The organism is Motilimonas cestriensis (assembly GCF_021295315.1).
Taxonomy (GTDB): Bacteria; Pseudomonadota; Gammaproteobacteria; order Enterobacterales; family CBDFNC01; genus Motilimonas; species Motilimonas cestriensis.
The window spans coordinates 81,800-98,879 of the sequence record NZ_JAIMJA010000004.1 but is presented as its reverse complement, the minus strand read 5'-3'; the positions used below and the strand labels follow the sequence as shown (position 1 = coordinate 98,879).

15 protein-coding genes are annotated in these 17,080 nt (G+C 43.5%); 8 read left to right on the top strand and 7 right to left on the bottom strand.

The window, feature by feature from the left end; all coding sequences use genetic code 11:
• Positions 1-19: 19 nt before the first annotated feature.
• Genes K6Y31_RS05165 through K6Y31_RS05140 form a run of 6 tightly spaced genes read right to left on the bottom strand, consistent with a single transcriptional unit; the run spans position 20 to position 7,348 of the window.
• Positions 20-1,231 (bottom strand): TIGR03088 family PEP-CTERM/XrtA system glycosyltransferase, encoded by a 1,212-nt coding sequence (locus K6Y31_RS05165; RefSeq protein ID WP_233051777.1) that lies wholly within the window; start codon positions 1,229-1,231, stop codon positions 20-22.
• A complete protein-coding gene (gene xrtA / locus K6Y31_RS05160; RefSeq protein ID WP_233051902.1) occupies positions 1,218-2,801 on the bottom strand; it encodes an exosortase A in 1,584 nt (527 codons plus the stop codon). The genes K6Y31_RS05165 and xrtA overlap by 14 nt, the downstream gene beginning before the upstream one ends.
• Positions 2,802-2,807: 6 nt before the next feature.
• Entirely contained in the window at positions 2,808-3,995 is a 1,188-nt protein-coding gene (locus K6Y31_RS05155; protein ID WP_233051776.1) for a TIGR03087 family PEP-CTERM/XrtA system glycosyltransferase, read from the bottom strand.
• Positions 3,995-5,017, bottom strand: a complete 1,023-nt coding sequence (locus K6Y31_RS05150) for a FemAB family XrtA/PEP-CTERM system-associated protein (protein ID WP_233051775.1) — start codon at positions 5,015-5,017, stop codon at positions 3,995-3,997. The genes K6Y31_RS05155 and K6Y31_RS05150 overlap by 1 nt, the downstream gene beginning before the upstream one ends.
• Positions 5,018-5,072: 55 nt before the next feature.
• Positions 5,073-5,951: an XrtA system polysaccharide deacetylase gene (locus K6Y31_RS05145; RefSeq protein WP_233051774.1), complete on the bottom strand. Its 879-nt coding sequence runs from the start codon at positions 5,949-5,951 to the stop codon at positions 5,073-5,075.
• Entirely contained in the window at positions 5,951-7,348 is a 1,398-nt protein-coding gene (locus tag K6Y31_RS05140) for a TIGR03013 family XrtA/PEP-CTERM system glycosyltransferase (protein WP_233051773.1), read from the bottom strand. Before K6Y31_RS05140 ends, K6Y31_RS05145 begins: the two co-directional genes overlap by 1 nt.
• Positions 7,349-7,600: 252 nt before the next feature.
• Between K6Y31_RS05140 and K6Y31_RS05135 the strand changes: the two genes are divergently transcribed.
• The 8 genes from K6Y31_RS05135 (at position 7,601) to hpf (ending at position 15,623) form a co-directional block, all read left to right on the top strand.
• Complete coding sequence (locus K6Y31_RS05135; RefSeq protein ID WP_233051772.1) at positions 7,601-8,242, top strand: XrtA/PEP-CTERM system exopolysaccharide export protein; 642 nt, start codon at positions 7,601-7,603, stop codon at positions 8,240-8,242.
• A 44-nt stretch (positions 8,243-8,286) separates the two neighbouring features.
• Entirely contained in the window at positions 8,287-9,882 is a 1,596-nt protein-coding gene (locus K6Y31_RS05130) for an XrtA system polysaccharide chain length determinant (RefSeq protein WP_233051771.1), read from the top strand.
• Between the two features lie 13 nt (positions 9,883-9,895).
• Entirely contained in the window at positions 9,896-10,888 is a 993-nt protein-coding gene (locus K6Y31_RS05125) for an XrtA-associated tyrosine autokinase (protein ID WP_233051770.1), read from the top strand.
• Entirely contained in the window at positions 10,872-12,419 is a 1,548-nt protein-coding gene (locus tag K6Y31_RS05120; RefSeq protein WP_233051769.1) for a TIGR03016 family PEP-CTERM system-associated outer membrane protein, read from the top strand. Before K6Y31_RS05125 ends, K6Y31_RS05120 begins: the two co-directional genes overlap by 17 nt.
• A gap of 9 nt (positions 12,420-12,428) precedes the next feature.
• On the top strand, positions 12,429-13,463 hold the full coding sequence (locus tag K6Y31_RS05115; RefSeq protein WP_233051768.1) for an XrtA/PEP-CTERM system-associated ATPase: 1,035 nt from the start codon (positions 12,429-12,431) through the stop codon (positions 13,461-13,463).
• A 131-nt stretch (positions 13,464-13,594) separates the two neighbouring features.
• On the top strand, positions 13,595-14,605 hold the full coding sequence (locus tag K6Y31_RS05110; protein WP_233051767.1) for a LacI family DNA-binding transcriptional regulator: 1,011 nt from the start codon (positions 13,595-13,597) through the stop codon (positions 14,603-14,605).
• A 62-nt stretch (positions 14,606-14,667) separates the two neighbouring features.
• Positions 14,668-15,036 (top strand): hypothetical protein, encoded by a 369-nt coding sequence (locus K6Y31_RS05105; RefSeq protein ID WP_233051766.1) that lies wholly within the window; start codon positions 14,668-14,670, stop codon positions 15,034-15,036.
• Positions 15,037-15,260: 224 nt separating this feature from the next.
• Positions 15,261-15,623, top strand: a complete 363-nt coding sequence (hpf, locus tag K6Y31_RS05100) for a ribosome hibernation-promoting factor, HPF/YfiA family (protein WP_233051765.1) — start codon at positions 15,261-15,263, stop codon at positions 15,621-15,623.
• A 62-nt stretch (positions 15,624-15,685) separates the two neighbouring features.
• Here the strand turns inward: hpf and prsR are convergent, their stop codons facing one another.
• Positions 15,686-17,077: a PEP-CTERM-box response regulator transcription factor gene (gene prsR, locus K6Y31_RS05095; protein ID WP_233051764.1), complete on the bottom strand. Its 1,392-nt coding sequence runs from the start codon at positions 17,075-17,077 to the stop codon at positions 15,686-15,688.
• Positions 17,078-17,080: the final 3 nt, after the last annotated feature.

Genomic DNA, 17,080 nt, shown 5'->3' with positions numbered 1-17,080 from the left:
GCCATGATCTAGCTAAGCACTAACTTCTCGACTTACTTGATTTCACATCGCGCGGCACTGCCCCACAAGGTAACGACTTGGGGTGATGATGTTGCGCTAATAAATCATGGTAGAAGCGAGTGTATTTTGCCACCATCGCTGGCAAGGAAAACTCATGCTCTGCTCTAAGCCTAGCTGCTTCTGCATGTTTTAACAGCAAAGCTGGGCGCAATAGGTAGTTCAACATGGCGCGCTCTAAATCAGCATCGTTATCCGACTCAACCAAGGTGCCCGTTTCACCATCTATAACTAACTCAGCATTGCCGCCAACATCGGTTGCAACGACGGTTTTACCCGCAGCCATAGCCTCCAAAATCGTATTACAAATACCTTCTCCGAGCGAAGGCAACACAAATAAGTCCATACAATGCAGCCATTTATTAATATCATCTTGCTGGCCAAGGAAAACCACAAATTGCGTTAAATGATGCTCTGCAACAAAGGCCTTAAGCATTGCTTCGCATTCACCACTGCCAATAATTAGCAGCCGCACTTTTTTGCCATCACTCGCGGGGTTATCAAGTAAAGAAGAAAAGGCCCTGAGTAAAAGCAGCTGGTTTTTCACCAGCGCCAAGCGACCGACCGTACCAATCACAAAGCAATCTTTATCCACCAGCTCTTGTGGCAAAATAAGGTGCTTAACCGCTGGCTGAAAGCGCTCAGTATCTACGCCATTGCAAATATGGCTGATCTTATGAGGACTGATCCCAACCCCTTGAATCAAGTAATCAAAAGTATGCTTTGATAAGGCGATATAGGCATCGACCCAATGGGAATAAAGCCAGCGAACAAAGCGATATTTCAAGCTGCCGCCGGTTAAATCAGTGACATCCCAGCCATGCTCACCATGGCAAGCAAGGGGTCTTGTCGCTAACCAAGCCGGCAGCTGATATTCCAACGCAGCTAAATTTCGGCTGTGGACGATGTCAGGCTGATACTGCTTCACCAACTGCATAAAACGCCAATAACAAGACCAATCCGTACCGGGCTTTTTATGTAGGTCGATCACTTCAACCGGCACTTTAATCCGCTCAATAAAATCATCATGATCTGTTAAGCAAACAATAATATGGCGGACCTTATCAGTGGGCATTTGGTTTAAAATATTGACCATGCCATTTTCTAAACCACCGGCATAAAACCGATAAACCACGTGCATGATCAAAGGCCGAGCATCATTATCCATTTTCATTAGCAAGCTCCTTGGCGAATACTCTGGTGCTATTTTGATTGATGGGCTCTGCCAGCCATCGCCACAGCTCAGTTTGATGAGCCCGAAGAAAATCCATCACTTGCTGATGATCATTTTGTCGCTCAACCGCGATAGCCACCACTTGACCCGACGAATAACCAAAAGGAGCGTTCAATAATTGATTCCACTTAGTAGAAAAAGCATCTAATGATTGATAAGAGCCAACCTGATACCAATAAAACACACTGATACTGTGCTGCGCGTTTGCTAGTTTTAAGCGCCTTGTTAGTAATTCTTGGCCATCTAAGCTGAAACGTTGAACATCCTGACCTTGTAACTGCCACTGTTTTGGATCATAGAAATGATTACTCACATTAATCAGCTCTTTACCCTGACGCTCTGTTTGATAATAAGCACTAAATAGGCTGAGTGAAGCTGCCGACTTTTGATAATCTTGTTGCCAGATCACATCAGCATTGGCAAACTCAGCCTGCCAAGTACTAAAGTTGGCTTTTATTGGCCCCTGCCATCCAGCGACTCCAGCAGGCAGACCGTTAGCCTGTAACAGCTGCGGATTGGTTTGCTCATATTGCTGCGACCATTGCCAACTGAGCGCGAAAATAGTAAAGCCGACAGCAACCAAAGATAACGGTAAAAATTGCCGAGGCGCCTTTAACGAATGACTACTAGCGCTAGCACTGATGTTGGCTGGCTTAAGGTCGGCGGGCTCAGACAACCACCAACCAATAATAAATAGCAAAGTGATCAAGAAAGAGAAGAAAAACCAACCATAAATCAGGTGATCAATATCACCAGCAATGCGTTGATCAACAAAGTGGTAAATCATAATAATCGACCAAGCCCGCAAGCCATTGGCAATAATGGGCAAGGCAATCGACAGCAACACAAACAATAACCGCTTGTAATAACGGGTAAAGTGAATATAGGCAAACAGGCAACCCAGGCTTAGGGCCGCCAATAAGTAACGAATACCACTACACGTCCAAGCCACCTCAAACCGAGTACCCGGAATAAAGATAAACATCCCTTCTTGGTATACCGGCACACCACTAAAGCGCAGTAAGTAGACCGTCATTTCCGCTGTCACATATTGCAGTTTTGGAATTAAGAATTCACCAAACGGCAAGGCAAAAAAGACAAATAACAACGGGAATAAAATGACTCGGCACACTTGAGTACCAAATGTTAACCAAACCAAACTTGGCAACATGGCCAATACCGCAAACTGCTCTAACACCTGAATACCTAGTCGTACTGCGACCAACCACAACCCCCACAAGGCAATGAGCAGCAATAAGGCCAGAGAATGAGTCGCAACACTAACGCAGGTTAACTGGAACCGCTTTTGCCATATTAGATACAAACAAATAGGCAAAATAAAAAAGCAGTGGGCAAAGGTTTCTATGCGATGCCAAATCAGGACCATATTCAGCAAGGTGGGATAGAATGCACCCCCCCACAACAGCAATAACACCGCAAAGCTTGCGCCTCTTAACTGCTGGGGCTGGCTAATCGTTAAGCCTTGCTGATCGAGTCCAGAGGCAGGCATCACTAGTTAACCCCCCGCCTGTAAAATTAGATGGTCTAAACGAGTAAAGCTGGTCTGCCAACTAAAATTGTCCTTCACCCAATGCCTAGCTTGCACTGCGCCGTTCGAATCTAGCTGTTTAATACAATGATTTAAAAACTCCTCTTCACTATCAGCAACATAAGTGCATGGCATCAGTCCAATGCCGGTAAAAGCATGACTGCTGCCCACCACTTTTTTATCCATCGCGAGAGCTTCTAACACCTTATTTTGGATGCCACGACTGATCCTAAGGGGAGCGACAACCAAGCTAGCATATTTCAAATAAGGGCGAACATCGGGCACTTTACCAGTCACAACGATGCCAGGGAGATGAGCTAATTTAAGAATCGTTTTACTGGGATTTGAACCAACGATATAAAACTTAGCCTCGGGTTGATGAGCAATCACACCAGGCCAAACATGCTGAACAAACCAAACAACACCTTCAACGTTAGCCCAGTAATCCATGGCGCCAGTAAAGACTAACACCGGCTCATTCAACTTAAAGGGAGAGCTAACTTCCACCGCGGCAGGATCAAAATATTGAATATCAACCCCATTTTGTACCCAGTCTACTGCTTGCTGGGCGCTGCTAGCCTGCCGATTTTGGAAGTCATCCGCTTCATTTTTAGATACGAACAAACTTAAATTAAAAGCATTGGCAACGCGCGCCTCATATTGCGCTAAGGCATTAAATTCACGCCGATACAACCAAGCCATAACACCACTGGCTTGATTGGCATATTGCAGCCACTTGTCTGAGTCGATATCAACAAAATCCATGATCCGAAATTGATTCGCATCAGCAACATATTGCGCCATCACGGAAGAGAAGGTGAGCACCTTGATACCGGGGTTAGCCTTAAGAACCTGCTCAACCCAAGCCTGCATTTGCTGACTTTGATAATATGCCAAGCTCAATGGTCGACCATCTAACATGGCCCTTAAACTGGCCAGCTTATGCCAAAGGGGATGACGCTTAACCAAACAATAATCAGCCAAACCTTCGGCAATCACATCTTCATATTGCCAGTCATCAGGATCATCAATAAAAGCGCCCAACAGTACTTGATAGCGCTGCTTTAAATATTGTAACCAATGATAAGAGCGGATCTTATCCCCCTTATTGGGCGGATAAGGGACGCGATGACATAAAAATAGGATTTTCTCCATTAGCCCAAGTCCTTTGCTAGGATCGGGCCTAACGCCCTGCTTATTGGTAACGGCAGTTTTTTCCAAGCCTGAATAAATAATTGATACTTAGGATTGTTCGGGCTGATATTGGGTAACTCTTGGCTATTCACAAGGCAATGTTCATAAAATAAAGGGCTAGGCTGAAGACCCCAATGCTTTTTATAAGCGTGTGCACCGCTGCCAATTTTGCTACGGCCAAAATCAAACTCAGTCATACCTCGCTGCTGAGCATGGCACATCAGCTGATAATACATATAATCGTTACTCTTTAGACTTCTGGCTGCACTCGTCCCACCGCCATAAAAAGGCAACACCTGATTTTTATAATAAAAACTCAGTACACTCGACACAGCTTGCTCACCCGAAAAAACCGTCAATATGTCCACTTGATCAGTAAAAACACGCTGCAGCGCTTTAAAGTAAGCTTTAGGAAAAACAGGGGTGCCTAAATTTCGGACACTCTCGGAATAAATAGCGAAGAAATGGTCACAATTAGATTCAATTCGATGATTTAAACCGTTAACCAGCGACTGCCTGACCACTGCGCGTTGCTTTTTCTTGATTTTGGCTAAAATTTCTTCGGCTGATGAAGCCAAGGAGCAAGAGAAATTTTCATGGCTAGGCTGAGAGGACCAAGTAGGACATTGTGACTTGCGGTGGCGCAGCTCTAAGCAGTCTACTTTTAACTCTGTTGCTAAGGCTTGTGCCTGTGCAATAAGCGTATCGGCTACCCCTTGATTATTTGCCAACACCCCCGCAGAGACAGCAAAAGGTAACGAAATAAGCTTATTGCCAAACAGCCAACTTTTGATTTGAGCGAGAGGCAGTAATCCGACAATTTCTCCCTGCTCCTCAACAAAATAGAACCAGCAGGCATGGCCATAAACTTCTTCGATCACTTGCTGCCAACCAGATAAATGAAAAAATTCACCTTCGGGATGCTGCGCAACAAACTCATCCCACTGCTGGCGTCGACTGTTATCTAATAAAATTACTTGCACAGACAGTTCCCTCGCCTGAACGACCACTTTGGCCTGATAAAATTTTAGGCTACTGCTATATAAATGCCTGCTGAGTTTGTATTTGAGTTTGACGGCTCGGCTTTAAGAATAGCTCATCCATTCGCTGCCATTGATATTGCTTTAGCAAGCGCTCCATTCGTCGCTGAGTTTTATCTAGATTAAGGTAATGACGAAACTTAGTTTTGCGACTGACTTGAAATGGTCTTGGCTGTTCAGGATCGAGCTCCCAAGGATGAATGTAAAAAATATACGGGTGTTGCTCCTGCCGATGAAATTGGCGCAATGCCCAATGCATAAGCAGCTCGGGATACAAACGAAAATAACCACCACCACCAATCGGAAAGTTTTTTCCGGCAATTTGCAGGGTTGAGATGGGAATCTCAAGTAGTGCTGGGTGAGCCAAAAATGCAAACCTTGGCAGTAAGGGTGAGCCATAATGATCATGCTTTACTGGGTAGACGCTGGAGCTATAGCGATAGCCCGCTTTTGCTAGTACTTCATATGCCCAAGGCGTTTGTTGATTAAATGAAAAACTCGGCGCACGGTAACCTTTCACCTCTTGCCCAGTAATATCTTCCAATAAGCTTTTACTGCGTAAAACATCGCTGGCAAACCCTTGTTCGGTTAACGTATTTACGCGCTGATGATCATAACCATGGCTGGCAATTTCATGCCCAGCCTTAGCGATTGCTTGCACCACCTCCGGGTAACGCTCGGCAATCCAACCTAAAATAAAAAAAGTACTCTTTACTTGGTGGCGTTCAAACAAAGTGAGTAACCTATCGGTATTAACCTCGACGCGACACTCAAACTGCTGCCAATCCGCCCTATCACTGCAAGCCTCAAAAGCGGAAACTTGAAAGTAATCTTCTAAATCAACTGTCATTGCCGACGCAGTACAAATAGCATCCATTAGCGCGAGCCTTGGGCAAAGCAAACAACTTCAATGGTTTGCACAAAAATCGCCAAATCAAACCAAAAATTACGATGTTTAACGTAATAAAGATCGTACTGTAGTTTTTCTAAAGCATCTTTATCGCAAGCACCATAAGGGTATTTCAACTGTGCCCAACCCGCTAAGCCCGGTTTAACATTATGGCGCTCTGCGTAATAAGGTAGTTGAGTACATAAACGTTCAACAAATTCAGGTTGCTCAGGCCTTGGACCGATGAATGACATTTCACCTTTTAGAATATTAAATATCTGCGGTAACTCGTCGATATGATATTTACGCATAAACTGGCCGATTCTCGTGGCGCGGCTATCATTTTTCGCCGCCCACTGTGCACCATTTGCTTGAGCATTAACTCGCATACTACGAAACTTGAGAATCTCAAATGGTTTACCTGCGTAACCAATACGCGTCTGGCGATAAAAGATGGGACCTCTGTCTTCCAAATAGATGGCCATCATGACAAATAATAATAGCGGCCAAAGCAGACAGATAATAATGACAGCTAACCCTAAATTAAGCATGTTCGATGCAATACTGCGTATGCTGTCAGAACGAACAAAGCCATTGGAATAAACCAACCAACTTGGATATAACTGATTCACCGCTATTTGGCCGGTTTCACGCTCGATAAAATTCAACACATCCATCACCTCAACACCATATAGCTTACAAGCAAATAAAGCCTGTAAAGGAAGGTGTCCGCGTCGCTCGTCACAGGCGACCACAATCTCATCGATCCGCTGGTCTTTGACCATCTGAACAAGTAAATTAGGTTGATCTAAATCCACCGCCATTTTCAATTCACCGGTATCTATTTCATCGTCCCCAGCCATCGGCACAAAACCAACGATGGTAAAGCCTTTTTTGTCCGCTTCACGACGCATACGTTGGCGAATAATTTCTGCCCGTTTACCTGCACCTATCACCAATACTTTACGGCGAAACGTATCACCAAATTTATGGGAGATAAAATAGCGAAAGCCCATCAACATACATAGAGAAGTTAAAACAGAAAGGCTAACAACATGAAAGGATGAACTTAGCGCATTTAGGCCAGACAACGATAAAGCAAGCAATAACACCAAACTGCATATAATAACTAAGCGTCGGCCGACCCCATCACCATTACAACGAAGACGAGGGTTATAAAGCCCTAAACTCAACATCAAGACAATAATAACGAGAGGAATAACTAAAACCTCGATCAACATTTGTAATTGATTACTCAGAATGTCATAGCTATTAAAGTAGAACCCAACACTAACAAGTAAGAATCCCAGATAAACAATACTTAACTCTGAAATCACCAAAAGCCGACTGGCTTTACCTGTACTTGCAAATGCGAAACGACTCATAAGGCGATGTCCTTGTGCCCACTAAAACACTTCTTAAAAGATAGTTGAACTAAATCACATTGTGAGGTCAATATTTGATCAAATAACAAGCAATTTGCTAATCAACTGGAATTATTCTCATAAATCCTCAACTTAAAAAAACATTTCACTGCTAACACTTGCATTTTTTGCGCGAAAATAAATTCATGGACTATGCTGATAAAAGCTGAGGCGATGCCTCAACACTATCCACTTACATAGAGAGAGAAAGCTATGGACAGCATGTTAAAGCAATCCGTATGGCTATATTTTTTCATCATTTTTGGTTTAAGCGGTTGCAGTAACCAAAATAGCGCGCCCCTTGCCAGTTCAGCCACGCTGACCCCCTCACTCACCACCCAAGCCGATCAATATCAATACCTTATTGGCCCCGGTGACAACTTGAATATATTTGTTTGGCGCAACCCTGAAATATCAGGCAGTTTTGTGGTTCGACCTGACGGCATGATTACCACCTCATTAGTTGAAGACATTCCCGTTAGTGGCAAAACACCGACTCAATTAGCCAGAGAAATTGAAGAAGTGCTAGCCACTTACTTACGTGAGCCTATTGTTACCGTTACTGTGGTCGGTTTTAGTGGCCCTTACAGTGAACAAGTGCGAATTGTCGGTGAAGCAACTGAACCTAAGGCATTGAATTACAGCCAATATATGACAGTTCTAGATGTCATGATTGCAGTGGGTGGTTTAACTGAATTTGCAGATGGCAACAATACCGCTTTGGTTCGTATTGAAGACGGGAAGCAGATTCAATACCGTGTGCGCCTTGATGATTTGATCCGTAAGGGTGACGTTAGTGCCAATACCAATATCTTGCCCGGCGACATTTTGATTATTCCTGAAGCTTGGTTTTAGTCTCTATCTTTTGATTGATATAAAACTATGCCAGGAGGCCGGTAATGAAGGAGTTAATTGAAAAAGCGCTCTATTACATCAAAGGGGTGTGGATGAAGCGTCGCTTCATCATCATCATTGCTTGGATTATCTGCCCTATTGGTTGGCTCTATGTGATGCAGATGCCGGATCAGTATAAAGCTTCGGCACGCGTTTATGTTGACACTGATTCACTACTCAAACCTTTACTAAGAGGGCTTACGGTCGAAACATTTAAAGACCAACAGCTTAACTTAATGGTGAAAACCTTATTAAGCCGGCCTAACGTAGAGAAAATAGCGCGTATGGCCGACTTAGATATACTCACCAACAGCAGCGAAGAATTTGACAAACTAGTCGATAGCTTGAGTAAAGAAATCAAGATAGGCACCACTAAGCGGGAAAAAATATTCACTATTAGCTATCAACAGCCTAATCCAGAATCAGCAAAATCGGTGGTGCAGTCTGTATTGACCATTTTCGTCGAAGACACTTTAGGTGAAACCCGCACCGACACCGACAACGCACAGCGCTTTTTGAACCAACAAATAAAAGATTTTGAAAAACGTATGACCGCAGACGATGCTGCGTTAACAGAGTTTAAGCGACAATACGCCGACCTATTACCAGGTAAAGGAAACTCGTATTACGATATGCTCAAAGCGGAAGAAACTCAGTTAGAGAATACTCAGTTACAATTAAAAGAAGCACAGACACGACTTTTTTCTGCTCGCATTCAATTAGAAGATGAAGAGTCTCTCCCGGTGCCGCAAGTACAAAGCCAAGCAGTTTATAACCCCAGCATTATTACGCAGTATGATTCACGCCTAAACCAGCTGAACCAAATGCTCGATGAAATGAACCTGCGCTACACTGACAAACATCCAGATATCATAGAACTTAAAAGACAAATAGCCGATCTGGTGCAAAAACAACGACAAGAGCGTGCTGAATTAGCTTCAATCAATTATCAACAAAGTCGGCCCGCAGAAGCCAGTGAATCGCCATTCGTACAATCGTTGCGGCTTAATGTTAGCCAACTGGAAAATGAAATTGCTTCACTAAAAGTGAGAGTGGAAAACTACCAAGATAAAGTCGCTAAACTGCAAGAAAAAGTGCATTTAGTACCAAAAGTAGAAGCCGATCTCGCCGCCCTCACCCGAGGTTATGACATAACTAAAGGTCAATATAATCAATTATTAGAACGACGTGAATCTGCCATCATGTCACAAAAAGCCGGCCAATCAACAGAAGGCGTTGAGTTTAAAGTGATTGAGCCACCTCGCGTAGCTAACGATCCCGCGGGACCTAACCGAATTATTTTGCTTTCTGTTGTGACGTTACTCGGGCTGGGCTTAGGCATTTTTGTCGCTTTTGCGATTAGCCAAATCAAACCGATTATTACCGGGCCCAAAGAGCTAGCAGCAATGATAAAAATCCCCGTACTTGGCGCTATCTCACATTCGAATATTGAGAAGATGATTCAAGTGAAACGGCGTCACAATATTGCCTTTGCTCTAGTTATTATCGCTTTACTCTGCATTTATGGTGGATTACTCGTCACTCAAACCAGTAATCATCCATTTGTACAGCAATTGAAAACGTTAGTTGCCGCGACTTAAAGTAGGGATACGTATGAGCATTATTGAAAAAGCACTCGCTAAAAAGAAGCAACGCGCAGCTGAAGCGAGCGTGGATAATCAACACGAACCAGGTCAGACTGCTGATACAAACTCTGCTATAAATACGGATATAAATGCCTCTACGTTGAACGCTTCAAGCCCAGTTTCACAGCCCATACAAGCTGTAGCTGATACCACCACATCAGCCGCTAAGGCGAAGTCTGCTAGTGATTCAACCGCCGTCGTAAATAAGGCCCATGACTCGTCAGAGCTGCAAAACTTATCGCTTGATCTTCATGATCTTAAACAACGCGGTTATTTGGTTGACAGCAACGAACGCAGTAAAACTCATGAAGAATTTCGCTTTGTGAAAAGAAGAGTGCTTAAAACAGCATTCGGTCCATTAAAAGATACCCTAACCCATTCAAACTTGGTGCTGGTAACAAGCACTCTTAGCAATGAAGGTAAAACCTTCACCGCGATCAACCTCGCACTGAGCATTGCCATGGAGCAAGAAAAAACCGTGCTGTTAGTGGATGCAGACGTATTAAACCCCTCGATTTGTAACGCACTCGGGGTTCAGGTCAAAGCCGGGCTGATTGACTACTTATTAGGAAAAACATCGTCACTACAAGAAATTATCTACAACACCAACATCCCAAATTTGCGCCTTATGCCCGCGGGGAGAAAACACCACTTAACCAGTGAACTGTTAGCCAGTGAGCGAATGGAAAGCTTGGCCAATGAGTTAGCTGAACGCTATTCAGATCGGGTCATTATTTTTGATGCGCCCCCTCTACTTGGCATCAATGAAACGCAAGCGCTAACCAGCTTTGTTGGACAGCAATTGGTCGTCGTTGAAGAGAATAAAACGCCGCTTCACAGCCTTGAATCGGCGATTAGCCTGCTCAACCAAGACCGTGCCATCGGCTTAGTGCTCAATAAATCGGTACAAACAACAAACCTTTACGCAGGGTATGGATACCAATATGCCGAAAACCAATAACTATTTTATTTTCTTATATGCATTTTCACTCACGCCTTTCGTCTCTGCAGCTGATTGGCAAACCAGTGCATCTATAGAAGCAAGCACTGAGTACTCTGACAACATAAGCCGCAGCGCATTAGCAGCGCAAGATGATGTCATTTTGTCAATTAGCCCGGGCTTTGGCTTAACTGCTGACGGTAATAAAGCGAGCTTTAGAGCACGATATGACTTTAATGGGCAGTACTATGTTGATGCTGAAAATAGTAGCGAAGCGTTTCATGATTTATTGCTACTGGGTGAGGTAAACGCGTGGCACGACCGTATTATAATTTCTAGTAGTATTACAGCTAACCAGCAACTCGTTGATATCAATAATGGCTTACTGACTGACTATACTGGTAATTCAGACAACCTCGATACCGTAGGAAATTATCAGTTAGGTATGGATTGGACTCAACCCATTGGCAATCAGGCTGAATTCGATCTTAACAGTAATGTTTACTATATCGACCAAAAAGCCAGCGATGATACGTTAGGTTACAATCTCACTTTCTCAGCCCAAGATGGTACCGACTTTAAGCGCGCCTTTTGGAATATGGATTATACCTTAGGTTATCAAAAGCCAGACCAAAAGCGGCGTAGCTTAACACAGTCAGCCGACGCGAGATTTGGCTACGGTCTAATCGATAAATGGGGACTGTTCATTAATGGCTATTGGGAAGAGAACAGTGTAGAGCAGACTGATAACCTAGATAGCGCAGCTTGGGGGCCAGGTATTCGTTTTTCTCCCAGCGATCGAAGCTATATTGATGTTAGCTATAATTTTAGCTTAAAAGATAATAACAAAGACTACTGGGCAGCCAAGCTCAATTGGACACCCAGCATGAGAACTGGATTAACTGCTTCCTACGGCAAACGTTTCTATGGCGACGCTTACGATTTTAGCCTGTTCCACAATGTACGTAAGATCCGTAGCCAAATTACCTATCGTGAATCGATTGAATCTTTTGCCAGTGAACTCGCCTCGCAAAGCACAAATGTGGGCTCTCTTATTTGTCCTGCAGGCACAATTAATAGCTTAAGTGACTGCGAGTTTTCAAGTTTAACTAATCCGGTAGTGGGCCCAGATCAGCAAGTAGTCAGTATTTTTGCTGCATTACCCTCGGCAAATAACGAACTTTATCTTACTCGTGACGGCAAATTAAGTAGCACACTGCAAGCCCGTAAACACACTTTTACCCTAACCTTGTTTTACGTACAACGCGATTATTTTAGCAGCACACCGGATACAGATGATTATGGTGCACAGCTTGCCTGGGCTTGGCGAATCGGGCAAAAAACCAGCCTCCAACTGAGTACAGAGCAGCGATACTTAGAGCAAGACCAAGCCACCCAGACAGATAAAGAACAACGTCATGGCCTCAGTCTAAGTCACGTTTTGGGTAAACGTTCACTTGTTGTCCTTAACTATACTTATACCGATAGAGACAGTGAGCAAAACGGCTACAGCGAAAATAACATCAAGTTAAGTTATCAAGTCGTATTTTAAGGAGGCGTCATGTACGAAGAGTTCTTTGCCCTGAGTGCAAAACCGTTCCAATTAACGCCGGACCCTGAATTTTTCTTTGCCAGTAAAGAGCACAAACGTGCCATGTCTTACCTGCAGTACGGCCTTGAGCAAGGTGAAGGCTTTATTGTTATTTCAGGCTCAATCGGAACAGGTAAGTCGACCTTAGCTAAACACCTAATATCCAACCTTAATAGCCAGCAAGTGGAAGCAATACAGCTCGTAACCACAAGCTTAAATCCGATGGATTTACTCAAGCTTATAGCATCTGGTTTTCATCTTAAGCTGCCAGCTGATAGTGACAAAGCTGCTCTATTACAAGGGATTGAGGGATACCTAAGTCATAATTTTCAGCAAGGTAAACGCACACTATTATTAGTTGATGAGGCGCAAAACCTGCCTGCGGAATCAATTGAAGAATTGCGCATGCTATCGAATATCCAACAAGATAATCGGCCGTTATTACAAAGTTTTTTATTGGGTCAGGAAGAATTAAGGGACACGCTCAAAGGTGCCAATATGGAGCAATTTCGCCAGCGTATTATTGCCTCTTGCCACTTGCCGCCCTTAACCAGTGAAGAGTGCCGACACTATATAGAGCATCGCTTGAAACATGTTGGCTGGCAAAATAACCCGGCATTTTCGCCCGGATGCTTTCCTTTGATTCATCAATACACCAGAGGGATCCCACGTATCATTAACTTGTTTTGCGATCGCCTAATGTTGTTCACTTTTCTAGAAGAGGCTAACTACATAAACGAAGAAGCCATCAACACAGTCAATGAAGAGTTTATTCAAGAGCAAGAGTACGCCACCCTAGCGAACTCAACGGCGAATGAGGCCACCTTATCCCATAAAGATCAGCGTGAAGATGATTTAACTCAAGCGAGAATTTTACGAGAGCACTTAGAAGAAGTATTTCAATACTTAGATAAAACCATGATGGAAAAGCTTAAGTTACTGCGCTACATAGACAAAGTTTTAAAGGAAAAAAACATTCAAACCAAGTTATCAAACAAGGCTTGAGTGTGAATAAAAACACAAATTCTCACATCCAACCCCGCACCTAAGGCTACATGTTTCACGCTTTAGGCTGTTGGGAGTTGAATTCAGCCTTAATGTTAATACAATCAATTAAAAATAATTTAATTAGGTTTATGACGTCCATATCTGATGTAGCAAAGCGCGCTGGTGTATCAAAATCAACGGTTTCTCGGGTACTCAACCCCGGCAGCAGTGTTTCACAAAAAACGCGTTCCATAGTTGAACAGGCGATTTCAGAGCTCAATTTTCACCCCAATGGTTTTGCTCAAGGCTTAAAAAGCAATAAATCAGGCATGATAGGCGTAGTATTGATTGATATATCAAGCCCTTATTATGCAATGTTGCTTGGTGGGGTGCAGCGCCGTTTAATGGGCAAAGATAAGGAAATATTAACCACCAGCAGTTTCGGCGATAAAGTGAAGGAAGCTAACGCTATCCTATCTTTTAAAACTCATCAGTGTGATGGCTTAATCGTTTATTTAGAGAACAATCCCACCCCAGAAACCATCAGTAAACTCAATTACAACCAAACCCCCATTGTCACCTTAGGTATCTCAGCACCTGCTTTATCCAATAATTCAGTGCTGGTCGATAACGAATACGGCGGCTATTTAGCCGCGCAACACTTGCTTGAGCACGGCCATAAAAAAATATTAATGTTAGCTGGTCTGACTCGATATCCTGATGCAGTAAAAAGAAAACTCGGCTTTATCAAGGCGATGGACGAAGCTGGAGTTGATGAATCTAATTATGAAATTATTCATGGCGAGTTTAGCGAAGATTTTGGCTACACAGAAATCAAAAAGCTGCTAGGATTTAATTGTAACTTTACTGCCATATGTGCAGGTGACGATGACATCGCTGCGGGAGTATTACTTGCGCTACGAGAAGCAAGAGTAAGGGTACCAGAGGATATTTCAGTGATTGGTTATGATGATAACTTTCACGCAAAACACACTTATCCCGCTCTCACCACCGTGCGCCAACCTATTTCAGCACTAGGTGAGACGGCGATCGATTTATTGCTTGAAGTCATGGCAGACCCCGTTAAAGTGGGTAAAGATATTATTTTGAAGCCTGAGCTTGTTGTCAGAGACAGTGTCGGTCCAGCATTGGACTTTTAGGACACCTTTTTATCAACCAGCACAACATCGCTCAGTTTTATGATTTAAATAAGGATGCGTCATTGAGCAAAATCAGCACCATTCTAACAGCATTACTTGCAAGCCTATTGGTAAACGGCTGTAGTACACCCTCAAGCTCAACTACCTTAGTTTATATATCTGATGGCTTTGTCCAATGCGAGCAACCTCCGATGACCCTCACAACCACACAAAGCATCCTAACTAACGCAGGAATAGACGTTATATCGTCTTATTGTGCACAAATAACTGATTTAGCCATTATCTCTATGTGCGGGGCTGGCGGCACAGGGATCCACCTCCATGAAATAGCCAGTCAAGATAGCAATAAAGCCACTGAAGCGGGTTTTGACAATGTCAGTAAATTAGCCGAGCAAGCTCTCAACTATGAGATGATTGACTGCGAGTTGTAATAAAAATTGCACATTGGTTCACAACTATTTCGTCAACTTAACCATTTAGCTCAAACTGTACCTTGAAAGTCGGCCGCTAAAGCCTTATATAGATAAGTACCTATCAGTTTAATTATTTTTACCAATAGGTTTTTTCTTATTTTAAGTAAACTGAAAGCGACCCTAAAACAATGTGTTACTAGAAGTATCCAGTAACCAACTATCACAGTGAAGAGGGACTTCATATGAAAATAAATGTTACAGGCCACAACACTAAAATCACTGATAACATCATCAAGCATTTAGAAGAAAAATTTGCCAAGATCGCTTCACATTTTCCCAGCATCATTGCGTTAAACGTCATTGTTTCCGAACAACACGCGGAATCTAATCTAGAAGTCAGCACGACTTATGAAGGGGCACAAATATCAGCTCGTGGTACTGCAGAAACACTTTACCCTGCCATCGCTAACGCAGTTAAAAAGCTAGATGCAGCGTTAACTCATCGTAAAGGCCAATTGAAAGCAGATCGCCATACTAAACCGGTTTCAACCACACCGGAGATCGCACATGAAATTATTCAAGAAATGAAATTAGTTAACGACTAATCGTTATTTCAACGTGTTTCAAGCCGGCTTTTGCCGGCTTTTTTTTGCCCCCTCATTGACACTCAACTCGAAGTGGCTGGTGAGATATCCGAACTATCTTTATTACTCGACAAAGCATACTTTTCCATCAAGGCATATAAGGTGGGTCGGGTGATGCCTAACAAATCCGCTGTTTTTGAAATATTGTGGCCGCTGTAACTCAAGGCCTCGACAATAGCCTGACTTTCAGCCTCCTCACGCACTTCACGTAAGTTAAACAGCGTTGTAGCCGCTTCCCTGGGTTGGCATAACAGCAAGTCACTGTCACTAATACGCGATGTTTCAGCCATGATCACAGCAGATTTGATTTTATTTTGTAGTTCTCGAATATTACCTGGCCAGTGATAATGATAAAGCGCCTGCAACGCGGAATCATCATAGCCCTTAACATGACAACCTAGCTCTTTATTTATACTGACTAAAAAGGCCCGCGCCAACAGCAATACATCGCCCCCTCGCTCCCGTAAAGGCGGTAAGGTTAAGGTCATTTCACTGATACGATAGTACAAGTCCTCGCGAAATAGCTGCTGCTGAGCCATGGCCAGCACATCTTTGTTGGTCGCGCACACCACGCGCACATCAACTTCAATCTCTTGACGACTACCAACCGGCTCGATCACTCGCTCTTGCAGAAAACGCAGCATTTTGGCTTGCAACGCTAACGGCATATCGCCAATTTCATCAAGAAATAAGGTGCCACCTTGCGCACATTCTATTTTACCGGGTGTTTTTTTATGGGCACCGGTAAATGCACCTCGCTCGTAACCAAATAATTCACTTTCCAATAAATTGTCAGGAATCGAGGCACAATTAATCGCAACAAAAGGCGCATCATGGCGCAAACTACACTCGTGGATCGCACGAGCAAACACCTCTTTACCGGTGCCACTTTCGCCTAGAATCAAAGTCGTCAACTCGGTCGGCGCTATTTTTTCAACCACACGGCACAGTTTTTGAATTTCAGGACTATCACCAATGATTCGAGCCAAGCGCACATTTATCTGACTAAACTGTTGATTAGCCTCTTCTAACTCATAAAGCCAGTATGCCCGATGGAGAATAATATTTAACGTGTCAGCAGCAATAGGCTTATGATAAAAGTCGTAAGCACCTAAACGTACCGCTTCGATAGCATGGGCTTTATCATCGCTGCCCGTGACAACAATCACTTTAGTTAAAGGACTCAGGGTTAATATCTCAGAGAGTGTCGCCATACCTTCGGTCGCATTGGCACTGTCTGGCGGTAATCCTAAGTCGAGTGTCACTACTTTAGGTTCATGGCGTCGCAGCTGCTTAATGGCACTGGCTCTGTCTTGCGCAAAAACCAATTCAAATTCGTCTAAGCTCCATTTTAGCTGCTTCTGAATGCCTAAGTCGTCTTCTACCACCAGCAGTAAAGGCTTATCTGTATTCATCAA